Genomic DNA, 13,715 nt, shown 5'->3' with positions numbered 1-13,715 from the left:
GCTTATTCACAGGTGCTGGTTCATAAGTGCCTATTCATAAGTGCCTATTCATAAGTGCTTAGGCTTGAAACGACCATTGCTAAGCTGCTCATGGTTTGGCGCATTTTCGCGCAGCACGGTAAGCACTTCGTTGGCGCGATCGTCCATGCCAAGTCCTTGATAGCCTTCTACCATGGTTGCCAGCGCGTCACGCGTTGCGTTGGACTCCGGATAGTTTTCAATCACCCAGCGACCTCGTTCAACGGCGGCCAGGAAGGCACCGCGACGCAAGTAGTAATCGGCAACGTGCAGTTCATGACGTGCCAGCAACTCACGTAGATACACAATGCGTTGCTGGGCATCCGGGGCATATTCGCTTTGAGGGAAGCGCTGAATTAATTCGCGGAAGTCGTTGTAAGCATCCCGTGAAGCACCCAAGTCACGCTTAGAAATATCAATCAGGCGCAAGCGTTCAAGGCTAAATCGCCCTGCCTGCCAAGCGGAAAGGCCGCGCAGGTAGTAGGCGTAATCCACTTGAGGGTGATCTGGGTGCAAGCGAATAAAGCGGCTGGCAGCGGCGCGTGCCTCTTCCCAGTTGCTGTTTTCGTAGTAAGCGTAAATTAGCTCAAGCTGAGCTTGTTCGGCATGGGGGCCAAATGGGTAGCGGGTATCAAGCGCTTCCAGTCGCTCAATGGCAATTGGGAAACGGTTGCTATCCAGCGCTGTGCGGGCAAGTTCATAGAGCTCGCGTTCTTGCACACCTGAGAATTCATCCTCTTCTTCAGGTGTGGTGTCGTTACTGGCACAGCCTGCCAAAAGGGCAAGGCTTAAGGCTAGAACGCCAAAGCGGTTGGCAGCGGAAAAAGCGCGCATCATCATCCTCGTTGCAAACAAGCCTCAATCACCGAAAAGCGACGATGGCCATAAGTAGAAATGGTAGAATAGGTCGCAGTTCGCCCACTATAAATCACCTAGACGCAAAACGCAGGCTTAGCGACACTCTAATGCCGTGTGAAGAGTTAAAAAGCATTATAGGGTAGCCGCGGAGTTTGCGTCTTAAAGAGGTTGTTCATGTCTCGTATTGTTGAAGCCACGCAGCGAGTACCCGCGACATTAGCTGGCGCGCGTTTAGACCAAGCCGCCGCTGAGTTGTTCAGCGATTATTCCCGCGAGCGTTTGAAAGCGTGGATCAACGCCGGTGAGCTCACCGTCGACGGCGCTAAAGTAAAACCGAAGGCCAAGCTTCACGGCCACGAAACATTAGCGCTAAAAGCGACTATTGAAGACGATACTCGTTTTGAGCCCCAAGATATTCCGCTTGATATCGTTTATGAAGACGACGCGGTGATAGTCATCAACAAGGCCGCGGGCATGGTGGTTCATCCCGCCGCGGGCAACCCTGATGGCACGTTGTTGAATGCGTTGCTCCATCATCATCCTGCCCTGGCAGAAGTGCCCCGGGCGGGCATAGTCCATCGCCTGGATAAAGACACCACTGGTCTAATGATGGTGGCGAAAACATTGCCCGCTCAAACGACGCTGGTTGAGCAGTTGCAGGCGCGCAGCGTTTCTCGTCAATATGATGCAGTGGTGATTGGCAAGCCCGTGTCGGGCAGCACTATCGATGCGCCCATTGGTCGACACCCAAAAGACCGCAAGCGCCAAGCGGTCACGGCTTCCGGAAAACCGGCAGTGACTCACTTTCGGGTAGTTGAGCGCTTTCGCGCGCATACCCATGTGCGTTGCCAGTTGGAAACCGGGCGTACCCATCAAATTCGCGTTCATATGGCTCATGCCCGCTACCCATTGATTGGCGATCCGCTCTATAGTGGCCGTGCTAAGCTGCCGCCGGGTGCTGCCGCGCCGTTAAAAGAGATTTTGCGTGAATTTCCGCGTCAGGCACTGCATGCTCGGAAGCTCAGCTTTGTGCATCCGGTGAGTGGTGAAACGCTTACTTTTCATGCTGACTTGCCCGATGATCTACTGATGTTGTTGGATTACCTGCGCGAAGATAGTGAGACCATGAGATGAGCGATGCGATTGATCTAAAGCCCACGCTGCTGTTACCTGATTGGCCAGCTCCCGCAAATGTGCGGGCGTTTGTGACCACTCGGGAAACAGGGCCGAGCCAGGATGATTTTGCCGCTTTCAATCCAGCGAGCCACGTCGGCGATAATGCTGATCATGTCGCGCTATGTCGGCGTTTGTTGCACAAAGAAATCGGCGATGATCGACCGCTGCTGTGGCTTAACCAAACCCACGGCGCACGCGTTCAGCAGGCGTATCAAGACGATACACCGGAAGCAGACGCCTCGGTTGCCAACAGCAACGACTATGCCTGTGTGGTGCTAACCGCAGACTGCTTGCCGGTGATGTTCTGCAATCGCCAAGGGACACAGGTAGCCGTTGCCCATGCTGGCTGGCGCGGGCTGGCGGGTGGCGTGTTGGAAGCGACCGTCGCCGCGATGAACTGCGATTCTGACGACATTTTGGTGTGGTTAGGCCCGGCTATTTCGAATGCCCAGTTTGAAGTAGGGCCCGAAGTCTATGGTGCCTTTGTTGCGGTACACCCGGAGACCGCCGAAGCGTTTGATCACAGCCCTTATCGTCTTGGTCACTATATGGCGGATCTTTATCGCTTGGCGCGCTTTCGTTTAGAAGCGCTGGGGATCCATCACATCAGTGGCGGCCACTTCTGCACTGCCTGCGAGTCGCGTTTTTACTCCTACCGCCGAGACAATGGCAACACTGGACGCATGGCAAGTGTGATCTGGATCAATTAAGTAGTGTTATTCCTTCGCGCTTGTTATGCACAGCTCTTGAAATATGTGGAACTGACTCCATTAAACTTGTCAAGCTAAACGTTTTTAGTACGTCAACGTTTCTAGCATATTAAAGACAAGTTATTGGGAAACACCGTGGGTCCAAACGCACGGCACCCCCAGGAGGAACTCCATGCGATTCGATAAATTTACTGCCAAATTACAGGCCGCTATTTCTGAGGCGCAATCCCTTGCGGTTGGGCACGGCCATAATCAGCTTGATCCCGCGCACTTATTGCTTGCGTTACTCGATACCAAAGACACTGGCATCAAAGCCCTGGTTGAAAAAGCTGGGGGCAGCAGCTCGCGCCTGCGCGACGGTTTGCAGAAGCAGCTAGATGACTTACCTAAGGTAAGCCAATTCGACGGTGACGTTCAGCCATCCCGCGACTTCATTAAATTATTCAATCTAACTGACCGGGAAGCGCAGAAGCGTGGCGACCAGTTCATTGCCAGTGAATTAGTACTTCTGGCTGCACTGGAAATGAACAGTGCGATCACCAAACTGATGAAAGAGGCAGGGCTCAGCCGCAAAGCCTTGGAAGCCGCAATCAATAGTTTACGCGGTGGTGCTAAGGTCGACGACCCGAATGCCGAAGATCAGCGTGAAGCACTTAGCAAATACACCATGGACCTAACCCAGCGTGCCTTAGACGGCAAGCTGGACCCCGTAATTGGCCGTGATGATGAAATTCGCCGCACGATTCAGGTGCTGCAGCGTCGTACCAAAAATAATCCGGTACTGATCGGTGAGCCAGGGGTGGGTAAAACCGCCATTGTCGAAGGGCTGGCCCAGCGCATTGTGAATGGCGAAGTGCCTGAAGGCTTGAAAGAGAAGCGTGTCCTTTCCTTGGATATGGGCTCGCTGCTGGCGGGTGCCAAATTCCGTGGTGAATTTGAAGAGCGTCTGAAAGCGGTGCTCAAAGAGCTTTCCCAGGAAGAAGGCCGGGTCATCCTGTTTATTGATGAGCTGCACACCATGGTGGGCGCAGGTAAGGCTGAAGGCGCGATGGATGCAGGCAACATGCTTAAGCCTGCGCTGGCGCGTGGCGAGCTGCACTGTGTGGGCGCGACCACCCTGGATGAGTACCGCAAATACATTGAAAAAGACGCCGCGCTGGAACGTCGCTTCCAGAAGGTGTTGGTCGATGAGCCCTCTGAAGAGGACACGGTGGCTATTCTGCGTGGCTTAAAAGAGCGCTATGAAGTCCACCACGGCGTGGATATTACCGACTCGGCGATTATCGCCGCGGCTAAGCTCTCTACCCGCTATATCACTGATAGGCAGTTGCCCGACAAAGCCATTGACCTGATTGATGAGGCAGCGTCACGTATCCGCATGGAGCTGGACTCTAAGCCTGAAGAGATGGATAGGCTGGATCGTCGCCTAATCCAGCTGAAAATGGAGCGCGAAGCGCTTAAGAAAGAGACCGATGAGGCCACTAAGAAACGCCTTGAGGCGCTGAACAACCAGATTCATGAGCTGGAGCGCGAATACGCTGACTTGGATGAAATCTGGAAAGCTGAAAAAGCCAGTATTCAAGGCGCAGCCCAATTTAAAGCAGAGCTTGAGCAGGCGCGCATTGACCTTGAACAAGCGCGTCGCCAGGGCGACCTAGGTCGTATGTCCGAGATTCAGTACGGCAAAATTCCGGCGCTTGAGAAGAAAATCAGCGAAGCGGGTGAAGGCGAAGCTGATATTGCCAGCCACCAGCTGCTGCGCTCAAACGTTACCGAAGAAGAGATTGCCGAGGTGGTTTCTCGCTGGACAGGCATACCGGTCTCCAAAATGCTGGAAGGCGAGCGAGACAAGCTGCTGCGTATGGAAGAAGCGCTACATGAGCGAGTGATTGGCCAGCATGAAGCGGTAGAGGCCGTGGCTAACGCCGTTCGCCGCTCGCGGGCAGGGCTGTCTGACCCCAATCGACCCAACGGCTCGTTCCTGTTCCTCGGCCCAACCGGGGTGGGTAAAACAGAGCTATGTAAGTCGCTGGCTAACTTCTTGTTCGATACTGAAGAGGCGATGGTGCGTATCGACATGTCGGAGTTTATGGAGAAGCACTCCGTGGCTCGCTTGATTGGTGCGCCTCCTGGCTATGTAGGTTATGAAGAGGGTGGTTACTTAACTGAGGCGGTGCGTCGTAAGCCCTACTCGGTGCTGTTACTAGACGAAGTGGAAAAGGCGCATCCGGATGTGTTCAATATCCTGCTGCAAGTGCTGGAGGATGGTCGTCTAACTGATGGGCAAGGTCGCACAGTCGATTTCCGTAACACGGTAATCGTGATGACTTCTAACATGGGCTCGGACATCATCCAGCGCATGGGGGGAGATGATAGCGACTACGAAGTCATGAAAAATGCAGTGATGGAAGTGGTGGGTAACCATTTCCGCCCTGAATTGATTAACCGCATTGATGAGGTGGTGGTGTTCCACGCCCTTGGCCAAGAGCAAATTCAGGCGATTGCCGGTATTCAGTTAGCGCGTTTGAAAGCTCGCTTGGCTGAGCATGACCTGAGCCTGGAAATTAGCGATGACGCCATGGCTCAGCTGGCGGTGGTCGGTTTCGACCCGGTGTATGGCGCAAGGCCGCTGAAGCGGGCGATCCAAAGCCGCATCGAGAACCCATTGGCTCAAGACCTGCTGGCGGGCAAGTACGCCCCTGGCGACACTATTCATATCAGTGCGAGTGAAGGCAAGCTGGTATTTGAGTAAGGTGGGTAATTAAAACGCCTACGTTCTCAACGCGTCTGCGCAGTGATCCTCAGCAAGCCTGCGCAATGAAATATGGCAAAAGCCTCGTTAGCTCTGCTAGCGGGGCTTTTTTAATGGCTAACTGCGACGTTTGTTGCGTTTGTCCTGATCGGAGGTTGACAGGCTGAGGGCGCTAATGGAATCTTGTGTGTTCCTGATTTGCGGGCGCGGAACCAACGGGCAACCCCTAATCCCCGCGCGAAGGGTAGGCGAAAGCCTTTACCCGCCGAAGGACTTCCGGGCTTGGGCTAACCGTCCGACCTGGCCAACGCCCCGACACGGCAAACCGTCGTGTAAGGTAGCTACTGGCGTATTTGATGATATACCGGTGCTTCCGATGAGAGTGCAGGCCCTAACCGGGCCATATGCCAGGGTTTGGCATCAGGTGCCGGCATGGGCCGGCAGCGGCATACCGCCGCACTCGACACCGCAGGATGTCCTGCGGATCGCACTCGAGACCTCCAGGGGAGAAACACAGTGGAACTGCTTTCCGGCGCAGATATGATCGCCCGCTTCTTGCAGGATGAGGGCGTTGAGTACATTTATGGTTATCCCGGCGGCGCGGCGCTGCACATTTACGATGCGCTGTTCCGCCAGGACAAGGTGAAGCACATTCTCGTGCGTCACGAACAGGCTGCAACTCACGCAGCAGATGGCTATGCCCGTGCGGCGGGTAAGCCAGGCGTGGTGCTAGTCACCTCCGGTCCTGGTGCTACCAATGCGGTTACCGGCATTGCGACTGCCTATATGGATTCGATTCCAATGGTCGTGCTGTGCGGTCAGGTCATGAGCCACCTGATTGGTGACGATGCCTTCCAGGAAACCGATATTGTGGGTGTGACTCGCCCCATCGTGAAGCACAGCTTCTCAATTCGGCATCCGTCTGAGATTCCAGAAGTGCTGAAAAAAGCCTTCTATCTCGCGGCGACTGGTCGCCCGGGTCCGGTCGTGGTCGATATTCCTAAAGATATGACGGCACCGACCGAGCGCTATGAGTACGTCTACCCGAAAAAGGTCAAGATGCGCTCCTATAACCCGGTTACCCGGGGGCATACGGGTCAAATTAAAAAAGCCGTTGAGATGATGCTGAAAGCCAAACGTCCGGTGTTCTATACCGGCGGTGGCGTGGTAACTGGCAAGGCAAGCGAAGGGTTGACCGATTTGGTCAAACAGCTCGGCTTCCCCATTACCACAACGCTGATGGGCATTGGCGCCTATCCGCAAAGTGATCGGCAGTGCCTGGGCTGGTTAGGGATGCACGGCTCGTATGAGTCCAATATGGCCATGCACCATGCGGATTTGATTATCGCTATTGGCGCGCGTTTTGATGACCGAGTGACCAACAACACATCGAAGTTCTGCCCCACGGCAAAAATCATTCACGTGGATGTGGACCCAAGTTCGGTATCTAAAACCGTACGCGCAGATGTGCCCATCGTTGGACCAGCGTCTAGCGTTATTAATGAAATGATCAGCCTGGTTCAAGGTCAGTCAATTTCGCAGCCTGAAGCGCTAACCGAGTGGTGGCAAAAGATTGACGGCTGGCGCGCCGAGCGTGAAGGCAAGCTATATGAGCCTTCTAAGCCAGGCGAAGTGTTGAAGCCGCAGGAAGTTATCGAAGCGCTATGCCGTGTTACTCGCGGTGAAGCCTACGTGACGACGGATGTTGGCCAGCACCAGATGTTTGCTGCTCAGTACTACAAGTTTGATAAGCCTAACCGTCTGATCACCTCGGGTGGCTTGGGCACCATGGGCTTTGGCTTCCCGGCTGCCATGGGTATCAAACAGAACTTCCCTGACGACGACGTCGTGTGTGTGACTGGGGAAGGCAGCTTCCAGATGATGATGCAGGAGCTCTCTACCTGTAAGCAGTACGGCGTGGGCGTCAAAATTGTAAACCTCAACAATGCATCGCTGGGCATGGTTAGGCAGTGGCAGGATTTGAACTACAAGTCCCGTCATGCGCACTCCTATATGGAGTCGCTGCCAGACTTTCACATGCTAATTGAGGCTTACGGATTTACCGCAATCACCGTGAATACCCTTGATGAGTTGGAACCGGCGCTAGAGCGCGCCTTTGCCGACAAGCATGAGCTGGTGTTCCTGGATGTGAAGGTTGATCCCTTTGAGCACGTCTATCCGATGCAGGTGCCGTTGGGTGCCATGCGTGACATGCTGCTGTCTAAAACGGAGCGTACCTGATGCGTCATATCATCTCGATTCTGATGGAAAACGAACCGGGTGCGCTGTCACGTGTGGTCGGGCTGTTCTCCCAGCGTAACTTCAACATTGAAACGCTGAACGTTGCACCGACCGAAGACCCGTCGCTGTCACGCCTGACGGTGACCACCGTGGGTGATGACCGAGTGATTGAGCAAATCACCAAGCATCTTAATAAGCTGATTGATGTGGTGAAGCTGGTCGACCTGACGGAAGGTAACCACATTGAGCGTGAGCTGATGTTGGTGAAAGTAAAAGCGTTAGGCGCTGCCCGCGATGAAGTGAAGCGTACGGTGGATATTTTCCGGGCGCAGATCGTCGACGTAACGCCAAGCCTTTATACCGTTCAGATTACCGGTGACGCCGCTAAGTTGGATGCATTTCTACAGGCCATGGCGCCGGTAGGCATTCTCGAAGTGGCGCGTACTGGGGTGTCCGGTATCGCTCGCGGCGATAAAGTTCTATCGTTGTAAACGCGGCATGCTAGCTGAGTAAGTCGTTGGAAAAGCCGTCCTTATCAGGGCGGCTTTTTTTGTATTCATATAAGCACGCGTTAACGTGGCGTCACCGTCGCCCAAAACGCGTCAATCATCGGATTTTTGAGGCGTCGGTTAAGCACGCAAACTCCGACATCGTAGTGGGGGAGCTCGGGTTTTACGCTGAGCACTTGCACACGTTCGGACAGCGGGCTGTTATCTAGTACGATTTTAGGTACCACTCCCACGCCAAATCCCAGCCCCACCATGCTCACGATCGCTTCATGCCCAGCTACTTGGGCATAAATGCGCGGCGTAATGCCCATCGCTTTAAACCACGTATTGGCGTACTCCCTTGAAAGCCCAGCCTCTGAAAGAATCATCGGGACATCACGCCACTGCTCGGCTGTTGAGCTTTCCGGCTGACTTGGCAGCCAGTCATGGGCTTCTGTAGGTGCAATAAATAGCAGCGGTGAGCGGGTAAGCGATTTAAAGGCCAGGGCGCTGGGGGGAATCCGTGGGCGGGGGGTGATGGCCATATCGTCTGCGCCTTCCAGCACCCGCGACATGGCATCGGCGGGGTCACCGGTATGCAGCTTTAATTCGATGCCGGGGTGCCGAGTACGCACATCACTCAGTAGTTCGTAGAGAAAGCTATAGCTGGCGGTTACCGAGCAGTAAATGCTTATTTCGCCGCTCAGCTGTGCCACCGTGGCGGCCAGTGTTCGCTTCTGCATTTCCCATTGCTCTAAGGTCTCTTTTGCATAGCGCTGAAACGCTAAGCCTTGAGGGGTTAGCGTGACATGGCGATTGTCGCGCTCAAATAGTTGCGTGCCTAGCTCGCCTTCAACCTGCTGAATTGAGCGGCTTAGGGTGGATGGACTGATATGACAAAGCTCGCTGGCGCGGCCAAAGTGCAGCGTCTCGGCCAGCGTTACCACATGCTTTAATAAGCGAAAATCCATAGGAAGCCCACTGTTAAAATCGATGTTTCATAATTAGAAATAGTATGTTGCAAATATAGCGTTTTACGCAATGGTGGCGGTGGCGTAGAGTGATCTCAACGCCAAAGCCCAGTGCTGCAAAAGACGGCACGGGTGGCCATCAACGCTGATACGACCTATATAAATTATTCCTATATAACGATCATTTTTTGATCAAGTTCGATTTTTGGAGCCTCGCTATGCACGTTTATTACGATAAAGATTGTGATCTGTCCCTCATTCAAGCCAAGAAAGTCACTATTGTTGGTTATGGCTCGCAAGGCCATGCCCATGCGAATAACTTGAAAGAGTCTGGCGTCGACGTCACAGTTGCTCTGCGCAAAGGTTCTTCCTCTGCCGCCAAAGCAGAAGCCGCAGGCCTGAAAGTGGCAAGCGTTCCAGAAGCGTGCAAAACCGCAGACGTTGTCATGATTTTGGCGCCGGATGAGAATCAAAAAGCGATCTACGAGCAAGAAGTAGAGCCGAACTTGAAAGAGGGCGCGACCTTGGCCTTCGCTCATGGCTTTAACATCCACTACAACCAAATCGAGCCGCGCAAAGATCTAGATGTCATCATGATCGCGCCGAAAGCGCCAGGTCACACGGTTCGTTCTGAGTTTGTTAAAGGTGGCGGCATTCCTGACTTGATCGCTATCCACCAGGATGCGTCTGGTAATGCCAAAGAGTTGGCGCTTTCTTACGCGGCAGGCGTCGGTGGCGGCCGTAGCGGTATCATCGAAACTACCTTCAAAGATGAGACCGAAACGGATCTGTTTGGCGAACAAGCAGTTCTGTGTGGCGGCGCAGTTGAACTGGTCAAAGCTGGCTTTGAAACGCTGACTGAAGCAGGTTATGCGCCAGAAATGGCTTACTTCGAGTGTCTGCATGAGCTTAAGCTGATTGTTGACCTGATGTACGAAGGCGGCATCGCCAACATGAACTACTCCATCTCCAACAATGCGGAGTACGGTGAGTACGTGACTGGCCCTGAAGTGATTAACGATGAGTCTCGTGCCGCAATGCGCAATGCACTCAAGCGTATCCAGACGGGTGAGTATGCCAAAATGTTCATCCAGGAAGGTAACACTAACTACCCGTCGATGACGGCACGTCGTCGCTTGAATGCTGAGCACGAAATCGAGCAAGTAGGCGCTAAGCTACGTGGCATGATGCCGTGGATTGCTGCCAACCAGTTGGTTGATAAGTCGAAAAACTAAGCGGTTAGCGTGCTGGTACGCTAGTTAGAGCCTCGGGGCGCGCATTGTCGCGCCCCGAGGCGTTTGGCGTTGCATACTGCAATTGACTGGCTGAGTTAGCGTCACCGTGTAGAATGAAAAGGGATCACTGTTCTTGTGACTTCACTTCAAACGGATGATATTTATGACCCAGGATGCTCGCGATCAAGAGCGTAAACAGGCCCCGCAGTCAGTGTCTCAAGAAGGCCAGAAAACAGAAGCTAATGGTGCTGGAGAACAAGAAGACGCTAGTCACGAAAAGGTAAGTAATGGCAGCGCAAGTTATGACAACGTAAGTAATGAAGACCTTGCTAGCGTTTTTTTGCGCGAAACCGAGGTGGTTGAAGAAGCGGTTGAAGACGGTAAGAAGATTCGCCGAAAAGGCATTTACTTATTACCTAACTTGTTTACTACGTCTGCGCTGTTTTCAGGGTTCTTCGCAGTGGTAGCTGGCATTAACGGAGAATTCACTTCGGCAGCAGTGGCAATTTTTATCGCCATGGTGCTTGATGGGCTTGATGGCCGTGTTGCCCGTATGACCAATACTCAAAGCGAGTTTGGCGCCGAGTACGATAGCCTTTCCGACATGATCTCGTTCGGTATGGCGCCTGCATTGGTGGCCTTTACCTGGATTTTACAAGACATCGGTAAAACTGGTTGGGTCGTGGCATTTCTTTATGTGGCTTGTGCTGCACTGCGCCTGGCGCGCTTTAATGTGCAGATTGGTAGTGTTGATAAGAAATGGTTTATCGGCTTGCCAAGCCCATCCGCTGCCGCTTTAGTGGCTGCAAGTGTATGGACCTTCCATAGTTTTGATGCAGATGCGGTAGGTTTTAAGCTGCTAATGCTGTTTGTAGTGGGGGCTGCGGGGGTGCTTATGGTTAGCAATATTCGTTATTACAGCTTTAAAGACCTCGATTTCAAAAAGCCTGTGCCTTTTGTTGTGCTGCTAGCGGTAGTGCTAGGGTTCGTCATGATCTCAGTGGAACCATCTGTAATGCTGCTACTGCTTTTTGGTGCTTATGTGTGCTCAGGCCCTGTATTAGCCGTTATGCGCAAGGCCAAGCCTAAAAGCTAAAGTTTATTCACATTTTCTCAAAAAACCACTTGCCAAGACGGCAGCGAATCCGTAAAGTACGCATCCGCTGCCGGGGACGCACAGCGTTACCAGCGGTGATTGAAGGTGAAAACCTTCGGTTTGTCAGAGAGTTAGAAGAACTCAGCAGCAATACGCTGTGATGTTTTCCAACCCTTTTTGAAACGAGCCACGCCAGAAAGCATCGTTATCTCGCTTTCTTCGCTCACTCGCTTCATTCACTCAAAACAGTGATTGACAAACACCAGGAAATGCGTAGAATACGCCTTCCTCGCTGAGGCAAGCTAGTTTATCGGTTAGCCAGTTACTTCTTCGGAAGTTCAGCAGCGAAAACAGCTCTTTAACAATTTGATCAGGTAATTCATGTGGGCGCTTGCCGATGAGGGTGATAAATCACCAAATATCAAGGCAAGCGGTCATGAAAACGAAAGTTTGAATGAATTCGTTTGAACCTTGAGCCAAGTTTGATGCGCTTTTTGTTGTTCGTAAACATTACGTTTTCGGGTGACGAGTAAGCATCACAATGATTTTAAACTGAAGAGTTTGATCATGGCTCAGATTGAACGCTGGCGGCAGGCCTAACACATGCAAGTCGAGCGGTAACAGGGGTAGCTTGCTACCCGCTGACGAGCGGCGGACGGGTGAGTAATGCATAGGAATCTGCCCGATAGTGGGGGATAACCTGGGGAAACCCAGGCTAATACCGCATACGTCCTACGGGAGAAAGGGGGCTTCGGCTCCCGCTATTGGATGAGCCTATGTCGGATTAGCTAGTTGGTGAGGTAATGGCTCACCAAGGCAACGATCCGTAGCTGGTCTGAGAGGATGATCAGCCACATCGGGACTGAGACACGGCCCGAACTCCTACGGGAGGCAGCAGTGGGGAATATTGGACAATGGGCGAAAGCCTGATCCAGCCATGCCGCGTGTGTGAAGAAGGCCCTCGGGTTGTAAAGCACTTTCAGCGAGGAAGAACGCCTAGTGGTTAATACCCATTAGGAAAGACATCACTCGCAGAAGAAGCACCGGCTAACTCCGTGCCAGCAGCCGCGGTAATACGGAGGGTGCAAGCGTTAATCGGAATTACTGGGCGTAAAGCGCGCGTAGGTGGCTTGATAAGCCGGTTGTGAAAGCCCCGGGCTCAACCTGGGAACGGCATCCGGAACTGTCAAGCTAGAGTGCAGGAGAGGAAGGTAGAATTCCCGGTGTAGCGGTGAAATGCGTAGAGATCGGGAGGAATACCAGTGGCGAAGGCGGCCTTCTGGACTGACACTGACACTGAGGTGCGAAAGCGTGGGTAGCAAACAGGATTAGATACCCTGGTAGTCCACGCCGTAAACGATGTCGACCAGCCGTTGGGTGCCTAGCGCACTTTGTGGCGAAGTTAACGCGATAAGTCGACCGCCTGGGGAGTACGGCCGCAAGGTTAAAACTCAAATGAATTGACGGGGGCCCGCACAAGCGGTGGAGCATGTGGTTTAATTCGATGCAACGCGAAGAACCTTACCTACTCTTGACATCCTGCGAACTTGTGAGAGATCACTTGGTGCCTTCGGGAACGCAGAGACAGGTGCTGCATGGCTGTCGTCAGCTCGTGTTGTGAAATGTTGGGTTAAGTCCCGTAACGAGCGCAACCCTTGTCCTTATTTGCCAGCGGGTAATGCCGGGAACTCTAAGGAGACTGCCGGTGACAAACCGGAGGAAGGTGGGGACGACGTCAAGTCATCATGGCCCTTACGAGTAGGGCTACACACGTGCTACAATGGCCGGTACAAAGGGTTGCGAGCTCGCGAGAGTCAGCTAATCCCGAAAAGCCGGTCTCAGTCCGGATCGGAGTCTGCAACTCGACTCCGTGAAGTCGGAATCGCTAGTAATCGTGAATCAGAATGTCACGGTGAATACGTTCCCGGGCCTTGTACACACCGCCCGTCACACCATGGGAGTGGACTGCACCAGAAGTGGTTAGCTTAACCTTCGGGAAAGCGATCACCACGGTGTGGTTCATGACTGGGGTGAAGTCGTAACAAGGTAGCCGTAGGGGAACCTGCGGCTGGATCACCTCCTTAAACGATGCATCACTCCTCGCGGTAAGCGCTCACAATGAATTACCTGATCAGAATGCTGTTGATACGCAGTGATAAGCGTTTTCTTC

General features: G+C 53.2%; 9 protein-coding genes and 1 rRNA gene. 8 read left to right on the top strand and 2 right to left on the bottom strand.

Translation table 11 applies throughout. The features are described 5' to 3' along the window. Positions 1 to 48: 48 nt before the first annotated feature. Positions 49 to 852, bottom strand: a complete 804-nt coding sequence (locus NDQ72_16995; GenBank protein ID WKD27713.1) for an outer membrane protein assembly factor BamD — start codon at positions 850 to 852, stop codon at positions 49 to 51. Between the two features lie 198 nt (positions 853 to 1,050). Here NDQ72_16995 and rluD point away from each other — a divergent pair, with 198 nt between their 5' ends. The 5 genes from rluD (at position 1,051) to ilvN (ending at position 8,246) form a co-directional block, all read left to right on the top strand. Continuing rightward, positions 1,051 to 2,010, top strand: a complete 960-nt coding sequence (gene rluD, locus NDQ72_16990; protein ID WKD27712.1) for a 23S rRNA pseudouridine(1911/1915/1917) synthase RluD — start codon at positions 1,051 to 1,053, stop codon at positions 2,008 to 2,010. Beyond that, positions 2,007 to 2,762 carry a peptidoglycan editing factor PgeF gene (gene pgeF, locus NDQ72_16985; protein WKD27711.1) on the top strand — a complete coding sequence of 252 codons (756 nt, stop codon included), beginning with the start codon at positions 2,007 to 2,009 and terminating at the stop codon, positions 2,760 to 2,762. The genes rluD and pgeF overlap by 4 nt, the downstream gene beginning before the upstream one ends. A gap of 172 nt (positions 2,763 to 2,934) precedes the next feature. Further along, a complete protein-coding gene (gene clpB / locus NDQ72_16980) occupies positions 2,935 to 5,514 on the top strand; it encodes an ATP-dependent chaperone ClpB (GenBank protein ID WKD27710.1) in 2,580 nt (859 codons plus the stop codon). 516 nt (positions 5,515 to 6,030) lie between these two features. Then, entirely contained in the window at positions 6,031 to 7,755 is a 1,725-nt protein-coding gene (locus NDQ72_16975; GenBank protein WKD30432.1) for an acetolactate synthase 3 large subunit, read from the top strand. Beyond that, entirely contained in the window at positions 7,755 to 8,246 is a 492-nt protein-coding gene (gene ilvN / locus NDQ72_16970) for an acetolactate synthase small subunit (GenBank protein ID WKD27709.1), read from the top strand. The genes NDQ72_16975 and ilvN overlap by 1 nt, the downstream gene beginning before the upstream one ends. 80 nt (positions 8,247 to 8,326) lie before the next feature. On the opposite strand, the gene ilvY is transcribed toward ilvN, so the two are convergent. Next, complete coding sequence (ilvY, locus tag NDQ72_16965; protein ID WKD27708.1) at positions 8,327 to 9,214, bottom strand: HTH-type transcriptional activator IlvY; 888 nt, start codon at positions 9,212 to 9,214, stop codon at positions 8,327 to 8,329. Between the two features lie 218 nt (positions 9,215 to 9,432). Here ilvY and ilvC point away from each other — a divergent pair, with 218 nt between their 5' ends. The 3 genes from ilvC to NDQ72_16950 all read left to right on the top strand — a co-directional run bounded on the left by ilvC (position 9,433) and on the right by NDQ72_16950 (position 13,629). Continuing rightward, positions 9,433 to 10,449 carry a ketol-acid reductoisomerase gene (gene ilvC / locus NDQ72_16960; protein ID WKD27707.1) on the top strand — a complete coding sequence of 339 codons (1,017 nt, stop codon included), beginning with the start codon at positions 9,433 to 9,435 and terminating at the stop codon, positions 10,447 to 10,449. A 163-nt stretch (positions 10,450 to 10,612) separates the two neighbouring features. Next, on the top strand, positions 10,613 to 11,545 hold the full coding sequence (gene pssA / locus NDQ72_16955; GenBank protein ID WKD27706.1) for a CDP-diacylglycerol--serine O-phosphatidyltransferase: 933 nt from the start codon (positions 10,613 to 10,615) through the stop codon (positions 11,543 to 11,545). A 549-nt stretch (positions 11,546 to 12,094) separates the two neighbouring features. Further along, a 16S ribosomal RNA gene (locus NDQ72_16950) occupies positions 12,095 to 13,629 on the top strand. Positions 13,630 to 13,715: the final 86 nt, after the last annotated feature.

It is taken from the genome of Halomonas sp. KG2, assembly GCA_030440445.1.
GTDB lineage: Bacteria > Pseudomonadota > Gammaproteobacteria > Pseudomonadales > Halomonadaceae > Vreelandella.
This window is presented reverse-complemented; position numbering and strand designations above follow the sequence as displayed.

Excerpts from the sequence above, each read along its gene's own strand:
- ilvN (WKD27709.1), top strand. The coding sequence starts at position 7,755 with ATGCGTCATATCATCTCGATTCTGATGGAAAACGAACCGGGTGCGCTG.
- clpB (WKD27710.1), top strand. The coding sequence starts at position 2,935 with ATGCGATTCGATAAATTTACTGCCAAATTACAGGCCGCTATTTCTGAG.
- pgeF (WKD27711.1), top strand. The coding sequence starts at position 2,007 with ATGAGCGATGCGATTGATCTAAAGCCCACGCTGCTGTTACCTGATTGG.
- ilvY (WKD27708.1), bottom strand. The coding sequence starts at position 9,214 with ATGGATTTTCGCTTATTAAAGCATGTGGTAACGCTGGCCGAGACGCTG.
- NDQ72_16995 (WKD27713.1), bottom strand. The coding sequence starts at position 852 with ATGCGCGCTTTTTCCGCTGCCAACCGCTTTGGCGTTCTAGCCTTAAGC.
- pssA (WKD27706.1), top strand. The coding sequence starts at position 10,613 with ATGACCCAGGATGCTCGCGATCAAGAGCGTAAACAGGCCCCGCAGTCA.
- ilvC (WKD27707.1), top strand. The coding sequence starts at position 9,433 with ATGCACGTTTATTACGATAAAGATTGTGATCTGTCCCTCATTCAAGCC.
- rluD (WKD27712.1), top strand. The coding sequence starts at position 1,051 with ATGTCTCGTATTGTTGAAGCCACGCAGCGAGTACCCGCGACATTAGCT.